At 39.2% G+C, this 20,782-nt stretch carries 22 protein-coding genes, 1 other RNA gene and 2 riboswitches; of the genes, 15 read left to right on the top strand and 8 right to left on the bottom strand.

Annotation, left to right across the window (positions count from 1 at the left end):
* Positions 1-13: 13 nt before the first annotated feature.
* A riboswitch (TPP riboswitch) is annotated at positions 14-112 on the bottom strand.
* Between the two features lie 226 nt (positions 113-338).
* The 3 genes from ACH6EI_RS13990 to ACH6EI_RS13980 all read left to right on the top strand — a co-directional run bounded on the left by ACH6EI_RS13990 (position 339) and on the right by ACH6EI_RS13980 (position 3,080).
* Complete coding sequence (locus ACH6EI_RS13990; protein WP_028413520.1) at positions 339-1,085, top strand: TspO/MBR family protein; 747 nt, start codon at positions 339-341, stop codon at positions 1,083-1,085.
* A 301-nt stretch (positions 1,086-1,386) separates the two neighbouring features.
* Positions 1,387-1,569 carry a hypothetical protein gene (locus tag ACH6EI_RS13985; protein ID WP_013056847.1) on the top strand — a complete coding sequence of 61 codons (183 nt, stop codon included), beginning with the start codon at positions 1,387-1,389 and terminating at the stop codon, positions 1,567-1,569.
* Between the two features lie 176 nt (positions 1,570-1,745).
* Positions 1,746-3,080 carry a sodium-dependent transporter gene (locus tag ACH6EI_RS13980; protein ID WP_028413519.1) on the top strand — a complete coding sequence of 445 codons (1,335 nt, stop codon included), beginning with the start codon at positions 1,746-1,748 and terminating at the stop codon, positions 3,078-3,080.
* Between the two features lie 31 nt (positions 3,081-3,111).
* Here ACH6EI_RS13980 and ACH6EI_RS13975 read toward each other — a convergent pair whose 3' ends face one another.
* Positions 3,112-3,687, bottom strand: a complete 576-nt coding sequence (locus ACH6EI_RS13975) for a cell wall hydrolase (protein ID WP_394530673.1) — start codon at positions 3,685-3,687, stop codon at positions 3,112-3,114.
* A gap of 250 nt (positions 3,688-3,937) precedes the next feature.
* On the opposite strand from ACH6EI_RS13975, the gene ACH6EI_RS13970 reads away from it, so the two are divergent.
* The 5 genes from ACH6EI_RS13970 (at position 3,938) to ACH6EI_RS13950 (ending at position 8,829) form a co-directional block, all read left to right on the top strand.
* Positions 3,938-4,969 carry a LacI family DNA-binding transcriptional regulator gene (locus ACH6EI_RS13970; RefSeq protein ID WP_028413518.1) on the top strand — a complete coding sequence of 344 codons (1,032 nt, stop codon included), beginning with the start codon at positions 3,938-3,940 and terminating at the stop codon, positions 4,967-4,969.
* Between the two features lie 89 nt (positions 4,970-5,058).
* On the top strand, positions 5,059-5,784 hold the full coding sequence (locus ACH6EI_RS13965) for a ThuA domain-containing protein (RefSeq protein WP_397377481.1): 726 nt from the start codon (positions 5,059-5,061) through the stop codon (positions 5,782-5,784).
* Positions 5,785-5,816: 32 nt separating this feature from the next.
* Positions 5,817-6,842 (top strand): Gfo/Idh/MocA family protein, encoded by a 1,026-nt coding sequence (locus ACH6EI_RS13960; RefSeq protein WP_028413516.1) that lies wholly within the window; start codon positions 5,817-5,819, stop codon positions 6,840-6,842.
* 12 nt (positions 6,843-6,854) lie between these two features.
* Positions 6,855-7,859, top strand: coding sequence for a Gfo/Idh/MocA family protein (locus tag ACH6EI_RS13955; RefSeq protein ID WP_033578852.1), 1,005 nt, complete (start codon positions 6,855-6,857; stop codon positions 7,857-7,859).
* A 1-nt stretch (position 7,860) separates the two neighbouring features.
* The gene (locus ACH6EI_RS13950) at positions 7,861-8,829 is read left to right on the top strand and encodes a sugar phosphate isomerase/epimerase family protein (protein WP_028413514.1); all 969 of its coding nucleotides are present in this window, start codon (positions 7,861-7,863) and stop codon (positions 8,827-8,829) included.
* 68 nt (positions 8,830-8,897) lie between these two features.
* Here the strand turns inward: ACH6EI_RS13950 and ACH6EI_RS13945 are convergent, their stop codons facing one another.
* Positions 8,898-9,506, bottom strand: coding sequence for a DNA-3-methyladenine glycosylase (locus tag ACH6EI_RS13945; RefSeq protein WP_028413513.1), 609 nt, complete (start codon positions 9,504-9,506; stop codon positions 8,898-8,900).
* A gap of 457 nt (positions 9,507-9,963) precedes the next feature.
* On the opposite strand from ACH6EI_RS13945, the gene ACH6EI_RS13940 reads away from it, so the two are divergent.
* Positions 9,964-11,463 carry a UDP-N-acetylmuramoyl-L-alanyl-D-glutamate--2,6-diaminopimelate ligase gene (locus tag ACH6EI_RS13940; protein ID WP_028413512.1) on the top strand — a complete coding sequence of 500 codons (1,500 nt, stop codon included), beginning with the start codon at positions 9,964-9,966 and terminating at the stop codon, positions 11,461-11,463.
* Between the two features lie 97 nt (positions 11,464-11,560).
* On the opposite strand, the gene ACH6EI_RS13935 is transcribed toward ACH6EI_RS13940, so the two are convergent.
* Positions 11,561-12,067 (bottom strand): hypothetical protein, encoded by a 507-nt coding sequence (locus tag ACH6EI_RS13935; protein WP_013082979.1) that lies wholly within the window; start codon positions 12,065-12,067, stop codon positions 11,561-11,563.
* A gap of 173 nt (positions 12,068-12,240) precedes the next feature.
* On the opposite strand from ACH6EI_RS13935, the gene ACH6EI_RS13930 reads away from it, so the two are divergent.
* The 5 genes from ACH6EI_RS13930 to thiE all read left to right on the top strand — a co-directional run bounded on the left by ACH6EI_RS13930 (position 12,241) and on the right by thiE (position 16,701).
* Positions 12,241-12,702 carry a GNAT family N-acetyltransferase gene (locus ACH6EI_RS13930; RefSeq protein ID WP_223546665.1) on the top strand — a complete coding sequence of 154 codons (462 nt, stop codon included), beginning with the start codon at positions 12,241-12,243 and terminating at the stop codon, positions 12,700-12,702.
* A gap of 261 nt (positions 12,703-12,963) precedes the next feature.
* Positions 12,964-13,563, top strand: a complete 600-nt coding sequence (locus ACH6EI_RS13925; protein ID WP_028413510.1) for a TetR/AcrR family transcriptional regulator — start codon at positions 12,964-12,966, stop codon at positions 13,561-13,563.
* Between the two features lie 96 nt (positions 13,564-13,659).
* Positions 13,660-14,877, top strand: coding sequence for an MFS transporter (locus ACH6EI_RS13920; RefSeq protein WP_028413509.1), 1,218 nt, complete (start codon positions 13,660-13,662; stop codon positions 14,875-14,877).
* Between the two features lie 175 nt (positions 14,878-15,052).
* A riboswitch (TPP riboswitch) is annotated at positions 15,053-15,161 on the top strand.
* A gap of 75 nt (positions 15,162-15,236) precedes the next feature.
* Entirely contained in the window at positions 15,237-16,043 is an 807-nt protein-coding gene (thiM, locus tag ACH6EI_RS13915) for a hydroxyethylthiazole kinase (protein ID WP_028413508.1), read from the top strand.
* A 13-nt stretch (positions 16,044-16,056) separates the two neighbouring features.
* Complete coding sequence (thiE, locus tag ACH6EI_RS13910; protein ID WP_108674649.1) at positions 16,057-16,701, top strand: thiamine phosphate synthase; 645 nt, start codon at positions 16,057-16,059, stop codon at positions 16,699-16,701.
* A gap of 27 nt (positions 16,702-16,728) precedes the next feature.
* Here thiE and ACH6EI_RS13905 read toward each other — a convergent pair whose 3' ends face one another.
* The 3 genes from ACH6EI_RS13905 to ACH6EI_RS13895 form a co-directional block, all read right to left on the bottom strand.
* Positions 16,729-17,157 carry a pyridoxamine 5'-phosphate oxidase family protein gene (locus ACH6EI_RS13905; protein ID WP_013082985.1) on the bottom strand — a complete coding sequence of 143 codons (429 nt, stop codon included), beginning with the start codon at positions 17,155-17,157 and terminating at the stop codon, positions 16,729-16,731.
* A gap of 147 nt (positions 17,158-17,304) precedes the next feature.
* Positions 17,305-17,482, bottom strand: a non-coding RNA gene (ssrS, locus tag ACH6EI_RS13900) — 6S RNA.
* Positions 17,483-17,591: 109 nt separating this feature from the next.
* Positions 17,592-18,212 carry a hypothetical protein gene (locus ACH6EI_RS13895; RefSeq protein WP_108674650.1) on the bottom strand — a complete coding sequence of 207 codons (621 nt, stop codon included), beginning with the start codon at positions 18,210-18,212 and terminating at the stop codon, positions 17,592-17,594.
* A 153-nt stretch (positions 18,213-18,365) separates the two neighbouring features.
* Here ACH6EI_RS13895 and ACH6EI_RS13890 point away from each other — a divergent pair, with 153 nt between their 5' ends.
* The gene (locus ACH6EI_RS13890) at positions 18,366-18,818 is read left to right on the top strand and encodes a helix-turn-helix transcriptional regulator (RefSeq protein WP_033578859.1); all 453 of its coding nucleotides are present in this window, start codon (positions 18,366-18,368) and stop codon (positions 18,816-18,818) included.
* 27 nt (positions 18,819-18,845) lie between these two features.
* Here ACH6EI_RS13890 and ACH6EI_RS13885 read toward each other — a convergent pair whose 3' ends face one another.
* Entirely contained in the window at positions 18,846-20,036 is a 1,191-nt protein-coding gene (locus ACH6EI_RS13885; protein ID WP_033578860.1) for an anti-sigma factor, read from the bottom strand.
* Positions 20,033-20,527, bottom strand: a complete 495-nt coding sequence (locus tag ACH6EI_RS13880; RefSeq protein ID WP_013056868.1) for an RNA polymerase sigma factor — start codon at positions 20,525-20,527, stop codon at positions 20,033-20,035. The genes ACH6EI_RS13885 and ACH6EI_RS13880 overlap by 4 nt, the downstream gene beginning before the upstream one ends.
* Positions 20,528-20,782 lie beyond the last annotated feature (255 nt).

Below are 20,782 nucleotides of genomic sequence, written 5' to 3'. Positions count from 1 at the left end.
AAGGACAGTACAAAACTGAACATTGCCACTTTCCTACGCTGGTATGAGCCAGATCAGGTTCAAAGGGATCAAGAAAACTTGTCTCAGCCGGTCGGCACCCCTAGTGGACTTCCTATTAGTCTATGTTTAACTTACCATATATTCTGAAAAATAGAAAGCGTTACGGAAAATTGTTCCCTAACGGTTTTTATCTCTTAAAGAGGTAGCTTCTTGAAGCTATTTTTAATCATTTTTGTTTAAAAATGCATATTTTTAGGGAAGAAGAGGTATTAATGAAGGGAAGAGCCGTTTTCGTCTCCGAAACATTCCCATATAAATAGAAGAAAGGAGAGAACAAAATGGCAAAATTTCGTTTGTATGCTGTATTAAATACAGTAGGCTTGGCTATTACACTTCTTGTGAATTATTTAGCAAATGCGATTCCAATAGGAGGCAAAACAACGGCAGAGGCTTCTGCGCAAGTTCCTACGTTGTTTACACCAGCCGGTTATGCCTTTGCTATCTGGGGCGTTATTTATTTGTTATTAACCATTTGGGTTATACGCCAATTTTTTGCAAGAGAAGATCAAAAGGAAATATATGCACGTATCGGCATTTGGTTTTTTCTAAACTGTTTGTTAAATAGTGCGTGGATCTTTATTTTCCAAAACGATTACTATAAGTTATCCCTTTTAGTTATGCTCTTTATTTTAGGCACATTAATGATTGTATATTCCATTATTCAGCATTCTCGGATGACGACATGGTTTATGCGTCTGCCGATTTCGCTTTATCTTGGATGGATTTCTGTTGCGACTATTGTTAATGTATTTGTCGTATTTCAAGCAAATGGAATACAGCACTTACTTGGCCTAAATGAGTTAGCATGGACGATTATTATGCTGCTGGTAGGGGCTGCGCTGGGCATTATGTTTACATTAAAAAACCGAGACGCTGTTTATCCGCTTGTTTTTATTTGGGCTTATATTGCCATTGCGGTGAAACAAAGTGGAAATCAGCCAATTGTCATTACTGTTATCATCTCGATTGTTTTATTAGCAATTGCTATTATTGTGGGACTGATTAAACGCTATAGACGTTTTTAAAAAGAAGCTCTAGCTTTTGTAAGCTAGAGCTTTTTATGATGCTCTTTTGATTGTAAAAAAGCAGCTGTAAAAGCAATTAAGCTAATTAAAATACCAAAAGGAACAACAATTGGTACGAATGATAAAATAAATGTCATAAGCGTAACCTCCATGTTGCATCGGTGCATAATGAAAAATTCAACTTTTTAAATTGAAGTTCCGCTATTATAGTATGCTAGGCTTTATGTTTGGAGCCTATATGTTTAGAAATAAACGAAAAAGGCAACATACGTTACATATAGTTTATATAGGAGGAGTTAAAATGGAAACATATTTAGTGGCTTACACAGATAAAGACGATATGGAATATAAACAAGTGACGTGCGAGAGTTATGAAGATGCAGAGCGTACAGTTCTTCGTTTAGAGAGAGAAGGGCATATGCATATTGAAGAAATATCAAATCAAGAAGCCTACCGTGGAGACGAATCATCGTACAGAGAATAATTTTTGAATAGAAACATCAAACTCAAAATGAAGAGGCAGCTGCTTCTTCATTTTTTCTATTCTATATAGATATCGTTTTATAGAAAAAAGTAAAACGGGAATGATTTTCTTCTGCATTTATGTTACAGTACTAATCAGATGAGTTTTGAGTTTAGAAGAGGAGAGAGTAACATTATATGAGTAAAGGAAATCAGTGGTCTTCACGCCTCGGTTTTATTTTAGCATCTGCTGGGGCAGCAATTGGTCTAGGAGCGATATGGAAATTTCCATACGTAACCGGAACCAGTGGCGGTGGAGCATTTTTTGCGTTGTTTATTTTATTTACAATTTTTATTGGATTGCCGCTTCTGTTGGCAGAATTTATCATTGGAAGACATACGGGAAAAGAAGCGATTAGTGCTTATAAAGCAATTGCTCCAAAGTCCGCTTGGGTATGGATTGGCAGGCTGGGAGTACTCAGCTGTGTCGTTTTGCTTTCCTTTTACAGCGTCGTTGGCGGCTGGGTGATTTTATATACGATTATGAGCGTAACCGGTATGCTAAGCGGAAAAGAGTACGGTCCGTTGTTCAATGCCGTCATTAGCCAACCTTATGTGGTATTAGGTGCACAGGCGCTGTTTTTATTAATTACAGTGTTTGTTATTTCAAAAGGCGTACAAAAAGGCATAGAGCGTGCTAATAAATACATGATGCCGTTGTTATTTATCTGTTTTATTATCATTGTGGTTCGCTCTTTAACATTAGACGGAGCTATGGACGGAGTAAAGTTCTTTTTAAAACCGGATTTTTCAGCCATTACAGGGTCATCTGTTCTCTATGCGCTCGGTCAGTCGTTTTTCTCGCTTTGCGTAGGATTATCCTGCATGGTGACATATAGCTCTTATTTAGGGAAAAAAGTAAGCTTGACGCGTTCAGCGGGCACCATTGCTATTTTGAACTTGTTTGTTTCGCTGCTTGCAGGCTTGGCTATTTTTCCAGCTGTTTTTTCATTCGGATTAAAGCCAACCGAAGGACCTGGACTTTTGTTTGTGGTCTTGCCAACAGTATTTGAGAAAATGCCGTTTGGCACCGTCTTTTTAGCACTGTTTTTAATTTTATTTCTATTTGCTACGCTTACGTCTGCTTTTTCACTGCTGGAAATTATCGTAGCTGCTTTAACCAAAGACGATCAGACAAAACGAACTCGCTATGCTTCTTTAGCAGGGATTCTTGTGTTTGTAGTAGGTATCCCATCAGCGCTTTCGTTTGGTGTACTAAAACATGTCTCACTTTTTGGCAGAAGTATATTTGACGTAGCTGACTTTTTTGTGAGCAATTTAATGCTGCCTCTTGGAAGTTTAGCCATTGCGATTTTTGTGACATTTAAAATGAAAAAAGAAGCCGTGTATGAAGAGTTTATTTCAGGAAGTACAAAAGGCGCTAAATTATTCAACGCATGGTTCTTTCTAGTTAAATACGTATTACCTATTATTATTATAGCTGTTCTGTTAAGCTTACTTGTTGCATATTAAAAAAAGCACTCATCTGAGTGCTTTTTTTTGTTTATTTTGCAAAAACGTGATTTCCGATTGTAATCGTAACCTGTTTTTGACGAAGCCATTGATCGCTTGTTTTATCTGGGTTAAAGAAGAATAACGAGCCTTTTCCTTGACCTCTAAACGCTAGTGCTTCATTTACAGCTTTTTTTGCTTCAGCATCCGCTGCTTTATTAATTTCACCGTTTTGTACAGGTGTAAACTGTGTACCTTGATAAATGACATCATGAATAGAGTTTGGGAAAGAATCGCTATCCACGCGGTTTAAAACGACTGTTGCTACAGCCACTTTGCCAGCGTAAGGTTCACCTTTTGCTTCAGCTTGTACAAGGCGAGCTAACAATTCTTTATCGCTTTCGCTAATAGAGTTAGGGATTGTTAATGTTTCATTTGCATTAGTAGAGTCGGTAGATTTGTGATTCGCTTCTTTTAACTGTTTAACCGTAACGCCGTATTCAGCGCCAATCTTGTAAAGAGTCTCTCCGGCTTTTACGCGATGGGTTGTTTCAGCGGCATTTGCCCCGTGACTCATGCCGAACATAGGAACGGCTAGTGCTCCAATAATTGCTAGTTTCTTAAACATAAAGTAAGTACCTCCTGAAATCCTTTTGAACGCCCCTTTTATCACGGATCGGTGCGTGCTGTGCACCGAACTTTATATGTACGTTTCAAAGATTAACAGGTGTCAATACATCTTGTCACTGCTTAAAACATACCAATCTAGGAAGATATTATAATAGTTAACAGATAATTTGAAAAATACGTTGACTGATAATAAAGGAGTGAATTATAATGAACGAGTAAATAGTTAACCGTTTAACTGGAGAGATTTTATGGGAGAAAAGATAACGATTCGTGATGTAGCAAAGCATGCAGGGGTGTCTGCAGCTTCAGTATCTTACGTCTTAAACGGAATTAACAAAGTATCCGATGAAACAAAAGAGCGAATTTTAACAGCGGTAAAAGAATTAAACTACGAACCAAATTTAACCGCCGTTAGTCTTTCGAAACAAAAGTCAAATATGATTGGCGTGATGTTCCCGCTTACAGATGATTCACTTTCTACTATATTTAAAGATAACCATTATTACAGTGAAATGATTAGTGGAATTGAATATGTAATCCGTAAGCATGGTTACGATCTAGTCATATCTGGAGTGAGTAGCCCAGCTGATTGCTTAAAATGGATTCGAACGAGAAATATTGATGGTCTTCTGTTTTTAGGAGCCTTCCCGCATCGATTATATGAAAAAATGAAAGCGTTATCGAATCCGATTGTGTTAGTAGATACATATGAAAAGTGCGAACGTGATTATCATCATATTTCGGTAGACGATGAGTATGGAGGATATCTCGCTACAACACATTTAGTGAGTTTGGGGCATAAAGAAATTGCCTTTGTTGCTCATCACCTCGTCAATAGTCCAGTGGATAAAAAGAGGTATATAGGCTACGAGAAAGCATTAAAAGAAGCGGGCATTACACCATCAAAGACGTTTGTTTTTGAAGTGAACGAAAGCTCATTTGATAACGGTTACAATTTAGGAAACAAGCTGCTGCAAGATCATAAGGATATTCGGGCGGTTTTTGCATCCTCTGATACGCTGGCGCTTGGAATTATGAAAGCACTGCAAGAAAAGGGGAAAAGAATTCCGCAGGACTATTCAATCGTAGGGTTTGACGACATCACGTTTAGCAGCTATGCATCTCCAAGTCTAACAACCATTCGTCAAGATGTATTTAACAAAGGAGTCGTCGCCGCGACGTCTGTTATTCAAGCAATCGAACACCGTTTCAGCACGCTGCAGCATGTAAAATTATCGGTTGAACTTGTTATTCGAGATTCGACTGCTAAGCGCGAGTGAACCACAGTAAGTTAACCGGTTAACCAAAGTTTAGCATTGATAAAAAAAGGGGATATAAGTTAGCATTCACAAAAAAAGGGGATATGAAAATGATTAATGTTACAGTATGGAACGAAAATCGTCATGAACAGAAAAATCCGGTTGTAAGAGAAATTTACTCTGAAGGCATTCACGGTGCCATCGCTTCTTTCTTAGAAGAAGGAGGATTTCGTACGCACACAGCAACATTAGACGAAGTAGAACACGGGTTGACTGAAGAAGTATTAAATCAAACGGATGTTTTAGTATGGTGGGGTCACTTAGCGCATGACGAAGTAAAAGATGACATCGTTGAGAAAGTAAAGCAGCGCGTGCTAGACGGTATGGGGCTTATTGTCTTACACTCAGGTCACTTTTCCAAGATCTTTAAAACGTTAATGGGCACAAGCTGCGACTTAAAATGGCGTGAAGCAGATGAAAAAGAGCGCTTGTGGGTAGTAGAACCGAGCCATCCGATTGTGGAAAGTATTGGTGAATTTATCGAGCTTGAGCGTGAAGAAATGTACGGAGAGCACTTTGATATTCCAGCACCTGATGAACTGATTTTCACGAGCTGGTTTGAAGGCGGAGAAATTTTCAGAAGCGGCTGCACGTACAAACGCGGAAACGGAAAAGTATTTTATTTCAGACCTGGACATGAAACATATCCAACATACCATAACAAAGACATTCAGCGTGTCATTATGAATGCTATTAAATGGGCGAAACCGGCAGAGAGAAAACGTCCTGTTTACGGCAATGCGCAACCGCTTGAATCAATCGCAGTTAAAAACTAATTAATAATGCTTAAGCAAAGGGGATAGGAAAGATGGCAAAAGTAAAAATTGGCGTTATTGGGTGCGGAAGCATTGCGCAACACCGTCACTTACCAGAATATAAGATGAATGAACAAGTAGAATTAGTAGCCGTTTGCGATATAAACACAGAACGTGCAAACAGCGTAGCACAGCAGTACGGTGTAAAAGCGTACGCAAACTATGAAGAACTTTTAGCAAGCGGTACAGTGGAAGCAGTGAGCGTATGTACGCCCAATTATCTTCATGCGCCTATTTCGGTTGCAGCGTTAAACAGCGGAGTTCATGTTCTGTGTGAAAAGCCGATGGCAACATCAGAAGAAGAAGCAAAAGCGATGATTGAAGCAGCAAAAACAAACGGTAAAAAACTAATGATCGGACATAATCAGCGCTTTGTAGCTTCTCATCAAAAAGCTCGTGAACTTATTGAAAAAGGGGAAATCGGTAAAATTTATAGTTTCCGTACGGCTTTTGGCCACGGTGGTCCTGAAGGCTGGAGCGTGGACGGAAAAGAAAGCTGGTTCTTCAAAAAAGACGAAGCGTTTATTGGTGCTATGGGGGATTTAGGCGTTCATAAAACCGATATGCTCCGCTACATATTAAATGAAGAAATTGTAGAAGTCGGTGCATTCGTTGAAAGCAATGCAAAAGACTTTGCAAATGTAGACGACAATGCTGTGTGCGTATTAAAAACGGAAAGCGGGATTATCGGGACGCTTGCGGCAAGCTGGGCTTACAATGGAAAAGAAGATAACTCCACGATTGTTTACGGCGAGAAAGGGATTCTTCGTTTAGAGGACGATCCGACGTATTCATTAGTTGCACAATATGCAACGGGTGAAGTGGTGAACTATGAATTAGGAAAAATCCAGTCGAACGATGAAGGCGGACAAAGTAATTCTCACGTCATTGAACAATTTGTAGATGCAGTTGCAGAAGATAAAGAATCTCCGGTTCCTGGTGAAGAAGGATTAAAATCACTTGCTGTTATTTTAGCAGCTTTAAAATCAAGTCAAACGAAACAAATTACGCGCGTGTAAGAGGTGAAAAACGTGAGAATTGGCATAATCGGAGCAGGAGGGATTGCTGTAAGCAGGCATATCCCGGCATTCAAACAACTGGGTGATGAATGTGTGATTTGGGGGCTTAGCGATATTAATAGTGAAAGAGCCACAGAGGTAGCCAATGAACATAATATCCCTCACGTATTTGTTGATTACAAAGATATGTTTAAAGAAGTGGATGCTGTATGTATTTGTACACCTAATAAATTTCACGCCGAGTTTGCAGTAGAAGCGCTAAAAGCAGGCGTTCACGTTCTATGTGAAAAGCCGATGGCGATGTCTAAAGAGCAAGGTGAAGAAATGCTTGCTGCTGCTAGAGAATCAGGTAAGCAGTTAGCGATTGCGTATCACTACCGATTCATGAAAGAAGCGCAGGCTGCGAAAAAAATGATGACAGAGGTAGGGCGTCCATTAGTTGCACGTGTCAGAGCAATGCGTCGCCGTAAGGTTCCCGGTTGGGGCGTATTTACGAACAAAGATCTTCAAGGAGGAGGCAGCTTAATTGATTACGGTTGCCATTTGCTTGATTTAACGCTTTGGCTAATGGGAAACCCAAAGCATACTGAAGTACTGGGAAGTACATATAATGACCTGAGTAAAACGCCTAACCAATTAAATCAATGGGGAGCATTTGATCATGAAACATTCGGTGTGGATGATCATGTAACGGCCTATATTAAATTTGAAAATGGAGCGTCGCTTCTTTTAGAAACTTCTTGGGCTGCTAATATCGAAGATGATGAAGAGCACGTAAGCATATCAGGGGTAGAGGGCGGTTTAAGCGTGTTTCCGTTTGAACTATACACGTCCAAAAACGGTATGCTCATGAACAGTACGTCACCTTGGATAGATGGAGAAGATGATTACAGCTTAAGTCAGGCTAAAAATTTCGTTGAAGCGTGTAAAGGAAATGCTGAATTAGTAGTAAAGCCACAAGAAGCGCTTCAAGTCTCAGCTATTATTGATGAAATATATCGCACAGGGGGAAATTAAAATGAAACTTGGAGTATTCACGGTCTTATTTGCGGATCTTTCTTTTGAAGAGATGTTAGATAAAGTAAAATCAGCAGGTCTTCATGCTGTTGAAATCGGAACGGGAGGCTATCCGGGAAACAGCCATTGTCCGCTAGATGAGCTGCTTGAAGATGAGGGAAAAAGAGAAGCATATATGAAGCAGATAAAAGACCGCGGACTTACAATCAGCGCATTTAGCTGCCACGGCAATCCTATTTCACCTGAGGCAAGTTTTGCAAAAGAATCTGACGAAACGCTTCGCAAGACCATCCAACTAGCATCATTAGTAGATGTTCCAGTGGTTAACTGCTTTTCTGGAACAGCAGGAGATCACGAAGAAGCGAAGTACCCAAACTGGCCTGTTACTCCTTGGCCTAACGAGTATGGAGACGTATTGAATTGGCAGTGGGAAAATAAGCTTGTTCCTTATTGGAAAGAAATTGGAGAACTAGCGGAGGAGCATAACGTAAAAATTGGTTTAGAACTTCACGGTGGATTTTTAGTTCATACTCCGTATACGCTCCTAAAGCTTCGCGAAAAAACAAGTCCAGCGATTGGCGCTAACCTTGATCCAAGTCATTTATGGTGGCAAGGAATTGATCCGGTAGGAGCTATTAAAATTTTAGCAAAAGAAAATGCGATTCATCATTTCCATGCAAAGGATACGTACTTGGACCAGGATAATATTAACATGTATGGACTGACGGATATGCAGCCATACGGAGAAGTCCAAACGCGTGCATGGACGTTTAGATCCGTAGGATGCGGACATGATGTAAAAGAGTGGTCTGATATGATGAGTGCCCTTCGCACATACGGATACGATTATGTAGTCAGCATTGAGCATGAAGATCCAATCATGTCGATTGAAGAAGGATTTAAACGCGCGGTTACAAACTTACAAAGTGTATTAATTGAAGAAACTCCGTCACAAATGTGGTGGGCGTAAGCAAAAAGAAGCATCTCTTAAAAAGAGGTGCTTCTTTTATTTTCGTTGATAAATTATTTGCCTTTTGTTCACCTGAATTTCGATACAAACGGGTGATTGGTAACCCAAAAGCGCCAAGGGTAATCCTTCGCTTCACCAGAATTATCAATGCCAACGCGAGGTCCGGCGGAAATCGCTGAAGGAGTGAAGCCACGAGCAATGTAAAGAGGAGGGGTGGTTAAATCATGACCGTACAAATCCATTGAAACCCCTAGTGCTTTTGTTAGTTTCCCAGGACCGTTTGTCCAATTTATTTCATTTTCCATACCTCGACGTCTAGTTTTCATCAAATCTTTTCCGCTAAATGGCTCAATAGCTCGAATGAGGACGCCTTCTGGACAATCGATGTCGCTGCTTACAACATTGAGTAAACAATGTGTATGCATTGTATGCGTATAGGCATGACCAGGAGGACCGAACATTACCTCTGTTCTTTTTGTGCGCCGGTTATTAAAGCTATGAGCTGCTCGGTCGAAAGGCCCTTTATAAGCCTCTGTTTCCACAATAAAACCAGATGCAGCTCCTTCTGCCGTTTCGTGAACAAGAAGACATCCTAACAGCGACTGAGCTAGTTCAAGCGTAGGCTGTTGATAAAACGAAAGAGGAAGTGGTTCAATCGCTAAAAGAGAACGCGTCATTTGCTGTAGTCCATCCTTTCAAAGCAAAGTCATTCACGCTGTTATTGCGCATCTTTTATTATGATGTTTTCTTTGTTATTTTGCAAAGGGAGGGATTGATTCATACAGTAATCTTTCTTACCCACGTTCAAGTATTTATCATGATTCAACTTACTCTATGAAATTATTTTAAAGAAGGGTTTCGTTTTGCACGTGTAGGGGGAATATTTTACTACAATACTTCGCTTTTGCTGCTGGTATGATATACACAGTTCATCCATATTTTACATGCTTTTAGTTTTAAAAAATAGTGATCCGTCTTTTCTTTATTTTCGTTCTACACATGAAAGCAAAATAAAAAGATTGAATTGTAGAAAGTTCTTTATAAATGGAAATAAAGAAAAAATATCCTTCAAAGAGTATTTAAGGGATTTTAGAACATATTAAAAATAAAATTTATACACTGTGAGGAATAGCTATGAACATCTACTTTGATACATTAACGAATTTATCAATTAAACATATTTTTGGGCCTGCATCTCAAACAATCACCCATCTCACATATCATTCAAAACAAGTTCACGACGGATCCGTATTTTTTAGTATAAAAGGTGAAAATGAAGATGGACATCAATATATTAAAGAAGCTATAGCTAGAGGAGCCGTAGCAGTCTTTGGGACAAGCATCGAGGAGCTTCGTCTTTTGAGCACTCAGTATTCTCACTGTACGTTTTTAGCTGTTGACGACGTTCGCAAAGTAATGGCGTCTTTTTCTAAAATGTATTTTGATTATACGGATGAAAAAATTGAGACAATTGGCGTTACAGGTACAAATGGCAAAACAACCGTAGCAGCTTACGTAAGGTCGCTTTTAACTCTTTTAAAATTGCCAACAGGATCGATTGGAACGACCGGCATTTGGTCATCAAAGCAGAAGTTAGTTTATAAAAAAAGTACGCCTACAACACCTGAGTCGGTAGACTTGCATAAAATTTTTTATGATTTGTATACAAGAGGTGATGAAGCGGCAGTGATGGAAGTATCTTCGATTGCGATTGATCAGCAACGAGTAGAAAATATTTATTTTGATGTAGCCATTCATACAAACTTATCGGAAGAACATTTAGAGTATCATAAAACGTTTGAGCACTATAAAAAATGCAAGATGAAATTATTTCAACAGGCCAAACATGCCGTTATTAATATAGATGATCAGGACATGGGCAAAGACTTAAGCAGGGTATTTGAAGGACCTAAAGTCACGTATAGTTTATTAAATAACAAGGAGGCAACTCTGCAAGCAACAAACATCACCGTCAAAGAAGGAGGCTCTTTCTTTGATTTACTTTATAAAGGACAGTCATACAAAGTAGCAGTGCCTGTATATGGTGATTACAACATTGCTAACGTGCTAGCGGCCATTGGTACAGCTCTTCACTTTGAATACCACATTGAAGATATTATTAGCGTACTTCCTCAATTGGAAAGTCCAGAAGGGCGATTTCAGGTGATAGAAGGTCCTAATAACCAAAAAGTGATTTTAGACTATGCCCATACGCCTGTTGCCCTTACGCGTTTGGTAGAAGAAGTAAAAAAGATGGAGTATAACCAGCTGATTGTCATGATTGCAGGGATCGGCATTCGAGATTTTAATAAAATGCCTAAAATGGCGCGTACCATTGAAGGAAAAGCAGATGAAATTATCGTAACGGTTGATCACCCAGGTTATCATGATCCTAACGTAATTGTAGATCAAGTGATGACAGGTTTTTCGAATCCGAGCGCAAGCAATATTCACCGCGCCCCTACTCGAACAGAAGGAGTATTAAAGTCGCTTTCTTTAGGAAAGGCGAATGATATTATTTTACTTACAAGCGGCTGTATTAACGGCGCTCAGCTTGTAAAAGGAAATGAAATTCCGCATTCAGATGAAGAAATTATTGCCTCTTATTATGCATCGTTAAGCAATATTTCCTGATATTCTTCTTCATTTATTGAACGAACGTGGAGAAATTGAAACATCATACGAAAGAAGGTCTCTTACTGTTTTTAGAGACCTTCTTTTTGCATCAAAACTATAGGCTGTTTTCGCGCTGTGTTTTTGGTTCTTCAATTTTTACATCATGTTCTTTAGCCAGCTTTTTAATAGCTGCATTGTAATCGCGTATACCTTTTCGTGCTTCATCAAGCATAGCGTTTGCCTCAGCAATAAGGTTGCGGTCCTGCTTTTCCAAAGCACTGACAATTTTAATAAAAGCATTATACTGGGTATTGGCAGCCTTTATATAGCCTTCATGAACCTTTCGAAGATCGTCGGTTTCTACATCGATGTTTTCCAGTTCGTCAACAAATTTACGATAGGTAGGAATGACTTCACTCGTCATCGTATCGTACATAACAGCGTCACTTGTGTAGTTAGCGCCTGTAACGGAATCGTATGCGTCAATCGCCTCTTTTTCAAGCTGAGCCGCTTTCTTTAAATCTTGATTGTTATAATCGATTAAATCATCTTGAACAGGATCACTAAAGCAGGCGGATAATAAAAACAAAAGAGGGACAAGACAAAATAAAACTTTCTTCAACGAATTTCACCTCCGTTTAACAATGTATGAAACATCTGCTTGGCAAAGTCTGTTTTAATAACTGGAGAAAAAGAAGGGAGTGTATAAAAGGATTTTTAAAGGTCGACAGTGAATGTATTCATAAGTTGGTTTGTAGTTGACCACCCTTTAGTAGCAGGAAGGAAGAGAAGATGATTAAAATAAAAAGAGACCACTTAACGAACAATGAAGTTATTGAGCTAGTAAGTTCTCACCTTCAAGGAATGAACTTACATTCCCCCCCTGAAAGTATTCATGCTCTAGATATTGAAAGTTTAAAACAACGTCATATTACGTTTTGGAGCGTGTGGGAAGGAAGTCAGCTAGCAGGGTGCGGAGCTGTAAAAGAGTTAGATGAGCACCACGGAGAAATTAAATCGATGCGAACAGCTACCGCTCATTTGCGGAAAGGAATTGCTAGAGAGCTGCTGCAGTACATAATAAATGAAGCGCAAAAACGAGGGTACCGACGCTTAAGCTTAGAAACAGGATCCGCACCTGCTTTTGAACCGGCTAGAAAGCTATACGCCAGTTTTGGATTTTACGAGTGCGAACCGTTTTCTACCTACAAAGAAGATCCATACAGTGTGTTTATGACAAAGAAATTGAATGAGTAAAAGACAGGAAAGAAGGCGCAGATGATTTGTTTATTTGTATGCAAACTGTGCGCGCAAGCAGCTGTCATTTATCCTGTTAGCAAGTAAGCTTTTTAGGCAAAGCCTTTTTAGGAGGCTTTGTTTTGGTCATGATTCATATAAAAAGGTATAAACTAGGTTTTCTCACTAGACAAAAAGGTTTTTCCTATGTAGTATAGGTGTCAGATAATACAAAACGAATGTTCAGTATAAATAATAAATGTACGGGGCGGTGGAAATAGCTTGAATAAAAAAAAGCTTCAAAGTGAACAAACCAAAAGAAAAGTGGCAGATGCCGCTAAAGCATTGTTTTCTCAAAAAGGCTATAAAGCTACATCTATTGAGGAAATTGTAGAAGCTACGGGAAGCAGTAAAGGGAATATTTATTATCACTTTAAAAGTAAAGAAGGGCTTTTTCTTTATTTAATAGACGAATGGGATCTTGAGTGGGAACGAAACTGGAAAGAAAGAGAGTCTCTTTACAAAACAACAAGAGATAAGCTTTTTGGAATAGCGGAGCAAATCATTTTAGATGATTTGAATCATCCTCTTACGAAAGCTGCGGATGAGTTTTTTAACAACGAGGAGAAGGGCAGCGACATCGAAGAGCGAATTGATGAGATGGTGAAACGACACGTGGAGTTTAACCGGGAACTTTTGCAACAGGGCATCGATGAAGGCGAGTTTTCTCATAAAAATGCAGAGCAGCTTGCAGTAATTTTAGAAGGGTTGTTTGTTGGAATGAGCCGCATGTCTCGAAAAACGAGTACGGAAAATGCCCTGCAGCTTTACCATTCAGCAATCGATGTATTTTTAAACGGAATTATAGCAAGGTCTTCTTAAATAAGCGGGGATGCTTATTGCGGCAATGAGTAATCCCTCATTATTTTGTATTTTTATAGACCGAACGTTCAGTATTTTTGTAATCAGGAGGTTTATATGTCATTATTGTTAAGAAATCGAGCGGCGATTTTGCTGCTCATGCTAAATATTTTTATTATCTTTACGGGAATCGGTCTCGTTATTCCAATTATGCCAACCTATATGACGGAGCTTCATATCAACGGCAGCGTGATGGGGCTTTTAGTAGCGGTGTTTTCACTAACTCAATTCCTGTTTTCGCCTTTAGCGGGGCGATTATCAGATTCGTTAGGGAGAAAGAAAATTATTGTAGCGGGAATGATTGTTTTTGCCCTGTCTGAATGGTTCTTTGGTTCAGTGAGTACACCTCTTTTATTATTTGTATCCAGAATGCTAGGTGGGGTCGGGGCCGCGCTTATTATGCCTGCTGTTATGGCCTATACAGCGGACGTGACGTCTGCTAAAGAACGCGCTAAAGGAATGGGCTATGTGACGGCAGCGATTACAACAGGATTTATTATCGGGCCCGGTATTGGAGGCTTTTTAGCTGAATACGGCATGCGCGTGCCATTTTACATGGCCGCAGTAGCAGGAGGCTTGGCTGCAGTGATTACGCTTTTTGTTTTGCCGGAGTCTCGTCCTGTACAAGGTCATGCTGTTTCAAACAATGAGAATCCAAAAGAAGATCGGCTGCTACTGCAGCTTATGAATTCCTACAAAGAACCTTATTTTTTAAGTTTAATTATCGTTTTTGTGACATCGTTTGGATTATCCAATTATGAAACGATCTTTTCACTATTTGTTGATCATAAATTTAGCTTTACGCCAAAAGATATTGCGTTTGTTATTACGTTTGGCTCTATTGCAGGGGCTGTTGTGCAGGTTACGATTTTTGGCTGGATTTTAAATAAATTCGGTGAAAAAAGAGTGATTTCGTTTTGCTTGATGATGACGGGACTTTTTATTTTACTTACACTATTTGTGCACACGTACTGGCTTATTATTGTTGTGACATTTATCGTCTTTTTAGCAACAGATATTTTACGTCCGGCAATCAGCACGCAAATGTCGATGATGGCACAAGACGACCAAGGGTATGTAGCCGGACTAAATTCTGCTTATACAAGTCTTGGTAATATTATTGGACCTGTTGTAGCAGGCTTTCTTTTTGATATAAACATTAATTACCCGTACGTATCAGCTGCACTTGTACTGCTGCTTTGTTTTCTTTTATCTTTAAGAGCAGGAAAGGACCGAAAAACAGCTGTGAGAAATCAAGCGATTCAAGAAAAATGATAGAATTTTTAGGGGATAGAAGACCTCCAGTAGTTTACTGGAGGTCTTTTAATGATGCTTTTAGTAAAGCTGTAAGATTTACAACACCACTCAGCCTATAGCGAAGCTTTATTTTATGGGCAAAACAGTGAAATGGTTGCAAATAAAAAAGGTTAATAGTAAACTTTAAACGTAACAAGAATAGTATGGGAGCTTGCGCGGGGCAGGCTGAGAGTACAGGGGCGCCTGTTGACCATTTGAACCTGTTGGATAATGCCAGCGCAGGGAATGTGAGTACATACCAAAGCACTTTGCGCATGCAAGGTGCTTTTTTGTCTTTTTTTTGCAGTGTTAAAACTAAATGAAAAGAGTGAGAGAACATGGATATTAGTAAAATTTCAGCTCAATTAGAAAAAGTAAGAGATACAAGTCCGCTTGTTCATAATATTACGAATGTTGTGGTAACCAATTTTACAGCAAATGGACTGCTTGCCCTAGGAGCGTCACCTGTTATGGCTTATGCGAAGGAAGAAGTGGCTGATATGGCTCGAATCGCCGGAGCGCTTGTCTTAAATATGGGTACACTGACGGCTCAAGAAGTAGAAGCGATGAGAATAGCAGGAAAATCAGCAAATGAAAACGGCGTGCCGGTTATTTTCGATCCTGTAGGAGCCGGAGCAACACCGTTTCGTACAGAAGTGGCATGTCAGCTTGTAGAAGAATTAAATATTGCCGTTATTCGCGGTAACGCTGCTGAAGTTGCGAATGTAGTAGGCGAGTCATGGCTCATTAAAGGCGTTGATTCATTAGAAGGGCAAGGAGACGTCATTGAACTTGCTGAGAAAGCAGCGAACAAATTAGATACAGTGATTGTTATTACGGGGAAACAAGATGTGATCACCGATGGAAACACAACGTATACAGTAGACAACGGTCACCCGTTATTTACGAAGGTGACGGGTACTGGATGTCTGCTGACATCAATTATAGGAGCTTTCGCGGCTGTAGAAAAAGAATATGTCGAGGCAAGCGTTGCTGCTTTAAGTTTTTACGGAGTGGCAGGTGAAATCGCCGCAGCGAAAAAAGGTGAAGAAGGGCCGGGGAGCTTTCAAATTGAGCTGTTAAATCAGCTTCATCTTTTATCTGGACAGGATATTGAATCATATGCAAGAGTACATCAACGTTAAAAGGAGCGGGAAAATGACAAACGAAGAAATTAAAAAGCTGCTGAAAGTTTATTTTATAATGGGCAGCAATAACTGTACAAAAAATCCGAAAGAAGTATTAAAAGAAGCAATTGAAGGCGGCGTTACCGTGTTTCAATTTCGTGAAAAAGGCGAAGGTGCACTAAAAGGAGAAGCGAAATATCAGCTGGCGAAAGAACTTCAGCAAATTTGTCAGCAGCACAGCGTTCCTTTTGTTGTGAATGATGATCTTGACTTAGCGATCCGTTTACAAGCAGATGGCGTTCATATTGGACAAGAAGATGAAAAAGCTCATATTGTTCGAGAAAAAATAGGAAAAGGAATTGTGGGCGTCTCTGTTCATAATGTACAAGAGCTGCAGCAAGCCATAAAAGACGGGGCGGATTATGTAGGAATGGGACCTGTTTTTCCTACTTCTACAAAAAAAGACGCAAAAGCAGTGCAAGGTACAAAATTAATTGAAGAAGTGCGAAACCAGAATATTGACTTTCCAATTGTAGGAATCGGTGGCATCACGCCTGAAAATGCCAAACAAGTAGTAGAAGCAGGTGCAGATGGTGTTTCTATTATTACCGCGATTAGCTTAGCAGCGTCTCCAAAAGAAAAAGCAGCTCAATTGAAAGAAGCGGTAGGAAAATAAAAAAAGCGCACAGTGTGCGCTTTTTTATTATAGCTGAACGGTTTGAGGAGTTTCTTCGCCTTCATTCATAAAGCGAATTTCGTTTGGTGTAATTTCCAGAACAACATACTCAGGGTCATTTGGACCGTCAAACCATTCTTTCATGTGATCGTTCCATATACGTCCTTTTAATTGATCACCGGTACGAAGAACAGCTGTTCCGGATAATTCTAAGTATTGATCGCCATATCCTTCGCCGCTGTAGCCTAATAGTACGTGCACGTTCGGATTGGCTTCGATTTCTTCTGCCTTATGTGTATTGATATTTGTTGGTGTGTAAAGAGCGATACCATCTTCATCGCTGAAAAATGTCATATAGCGAGAGTGGGGTTTGTTGTTTACCACTGTGGCTAATGTTCCTACACGATTTCCTTCTAATACTTCATTTACTTTTTTAGCAATTTTTTGTTCATTCATTTTATCCATCTCCTTTATTACTTTTTATGTTCCTCAATCGAAGATAAATAAAACATACATGTCTAAAAAAAATATAAGTTAACAATAAAATAATTATGTAAACTAATAAATAAAAAAATAAAAAAAGCTAGCTACAGCTAACTAAAAAATAAGCCCGCACTGCCGTAACCCTAAGTGTCTTAAATACCCAGATCTACTAGGTGGGTGCCCTCATAGCCGGGTTTAGCGTCCCAAGAAGGGCGTGCTATCTGCAGCTAAATTTTGAGCTCCCTTTTAACACTCAAAGGTTTAAGACAACATGAGTATACGCACAGCGCAGGTATGTATAACAAATGTAAATAAAATGCCGATATATAAATGTTTTCTAATTAATCAACTTTCATCGTACAAGAAATGATTATAACGGAATAATGAATGGAACGCAAGACTTTTATTTAAAGTTTTTCTTCTCTAACATCTTGGCGGTTATGCCGTAACAAAATAAAAAAAGGGCCCGCAACTGGAATGAAACATAAGAGAAGGTAAGGCCGGGATGCTATCTTTTCTTTTGTCATAACGGAATAAGAAAGCCACGTTAAAACAAAAAAATCAGCGGTCATCACGCTAACAAGCTGTGACTGCATAAAAGCATCTTCATAAGCTCTTATTGAACCTATGGATAGTCCGTATACGTAACCAGCAATCGTGAGTGCTAAGCATAGTCCAATCCATAGACGAGAAGAAATGATGGCAATGAAACGTGAAGGAATACGCGAACGTGTTCGAACTTTTTGTCCTTTCCAATGATAATAGAACAAAAGAGAAAAAGCTCCAAGCGCAAATGATAGGAGAGAAAATGGCCATCCAGGCAGTTTGTACGTATCTTTTTTACAAATCATTACCATGAACAATATTGGGAAAAGTCCTAAAAAAGAGAATACCATAACTACGAGCGGATCTACCTGTTGAAAATTTCCTGTGACAAGGTTTTTAAACAGCATATCATCAGCGGCGCTTGCTCCCGGAGCTAGCAGAAAGGCGTATAGTACAAGCATAGTCCATACAATGATGTACATATTCTCAACTCCTTTTAATTGTTTTAGTATACAAAAACCATTTCAGTATATTTCCCCGTTTTGTGATGAAGGGAAACGCTTGAAACTCTTCTTTAATTAGGTGTAATATTACACTAAAGACATGTGCGTGTATAGAAAGAAAGGGCTGTAAAAATGGATAAACAAGAAGTGATTAAATCCGTATCGGATAAAATACGATTAATTCGTTTAGAAAGAAACTATTCACAAGACAGAATGGCTGAAGTTATTGGTATTTCAAAAAAAACATTGGTTCAAATTGAAAAAGGGCGCACGGAAGCAGGGTGGACGACCACTGTTGCAGTATGCGGTTTGTTTCGTGACAGTGAAATCCTTCAATCGGTTTTAGGAGACGTCCCCTTAGAAGTAGTAGAAATCATTGCTCATAACGGCGTATCTTCTCCAAAAGATAAAACGCTCGGAGGAAGAGTATGGTGGAAAGAGATTCAAAAAGAAGGTTCTTTTCGTCTGCAGCAAAATATGATTAGTCAGCACTATCGTATTTTAGATGACCAAGACTATCGATGGTTTAGTTCATTTGATAAAAGCGAAGCTGTAGAAAGGTTTGAAGAATTAACGAAGAAATAAAAACAAGCACTTGTTTTCAAGTGCTTGTTACTGATTCATTAACGTGCCGGATGAAGGGCGGTTGAACCAATTCCATAGCTCTACATCTCCAAGTGACGCGTAGGTGATAGACGGATCATTTTTTAATTTCAGCAGCTTTTTGGTAGGTCCTGTAATCACAACGCCGTACACACCGACTCCATGTTTCTTTACATAAGAATATCGCTGCTTTAGCAACAAATCGGAATGGTCTAGCTGACGAACTTTTTGGACTGTTTCTTCATTATCGGCTAATAGTTTCATCATATTTAAAACGTTCGACTTGCTAGTAGAGTGCGTTTGATTTCCTTTGTGCTCGTAAGGCAAGTCTAAAAACTCTGGAAAACCAAATGTTGATGTTAAGTCAATTAAGGGCTCATCTTTTGTGCTTGTTTTTTGTTCGTTCCCTGTATTAAGCGCATACCAAGAGGTAGAAAAATCACGGCTGTCGATGGCGTTCATTTTTTGCTGAACTTCTTTTAGCGAATACGTATCATCAAAAGAAATAGCCACTTCGCTTACCGTTCCTTTTGGTAGGTTTTCTAATGCATTCCATGTTTCATTCGTCCATTCCTTATACTCTTTTGCATGTAGCTTTAGTTTTTTTTGATCAGGATAGACAAAGGAAAGGTTAAGGTCGTATTTACCGCCGGAAAATTCTTTTTCTACACCGCTCGTTTTATCAAACAGCTGATGAAATGTAAACGTCCCAATGGCCTGCTCTTCACGTCCAATTTGCTTATAAGCTTCCATTTGCGACTGCATTCGGAAAAAGGACTGTGTATCAGAAGTGGTTTCACGTATATGAACGTTCGGAAAAGCAGATTCGATAGCCGCTTGATTGACGCTATTTATGTATTCGGTTTTTGATTGATGATAATATACAATGGATAAAAAGCTGCCGATCATCCATAGCAGAACGACAGAGCTAATGACAGTTGTCACATTTGAAAGGCGCTGCTTCCATTTGGCCATATAAATGGACTTTTTCACTTTTTTATTATCCAACATCGTATCGTCATTTAGTGAAGTAGTTGATGGAGTTGGCGATAACGGTTCATCTTCGGTTAGCAAGTGCTCTAAATGAGCTGAGCATGCTTCACAATTTTCCGTATGTTGTTCAAGTGTTTCTGCTTCTTTGTCTGTCAAAGTGCCGTTTTTATATTTTTCCCATTGATGCTTCATATCTTGACAGCTCATCCGTCCTCTTCCTTTCTTTTTTTCAATTGTTGACGACCACGATACAAGTCCATTTTCACTTTTGACAGAGTAAAGCCAGTCATTTCTGCAATCTCTTCATATGTGAAGCCATGATAATCTCGTAACAGTACAATATTCTGCTTAGCCGGAGGCAAAGCAGATACATCAGAAAGCCAGCCGTCGATTTCACTTTGAATCATCACTTGTTCTTCAGCACTTGGCTGAGGAGTAAAGTGCCATTCTTCTATTTCGACAGTAGGGCGTTTTTTTTCTTTTCGATACCAGTCAATAAAGGCGTGATAAGCAATTTTGAACAGCCAAGGCTTTACTTCCTCGCCTTTATACGTTTCTAAGTGTAAAAGTGCCCGGTAAAAGGTCTCCTGCATTAAATCTTCCGCTGATTCTTTTCTGCGAGTAAGAGAGAGAAGATAGCGCAGCAAATCATGCATGTGCTGTTTATAAATGTGTTCAAAGTTATGCTGTTGTGCCATTTTCTCCCCCTTTCATTTAATCAACGCAATTTGTGGATAAAAGTTTCGGTTTTTTTATCAAAAATCGTATGTAATAGATAAAACATGCTTAAAATACGATATATAGCTTATCATACTAAAAAGAAAATCATATGAAATTCGACATAATTCCGTGTAATTTGTCATTTTTTTAAAAAACTAAAGGGTAATTGGTGTTCGAAGGAAACAGAAAATGTTATGATAGAACAAGGATGTGCTCTTACAAAAAACAGCTAC

The organism is Priestia sp. JSM ZJ58, assembly GCF_044383985.1.
In the GTDB taxonomy this organism is placed as follows: domain Bacteria; phylum Bacillota; class Bacilli; order Bacillales; family Bacillaceae_H; genus Priestia; species Priestia zanthoxyli.
The sequence above is the reverse complement of the archived record's forward strand: the minus strand, read 5'-3'. Positions and strand labels throughout refer to the sequence as shown.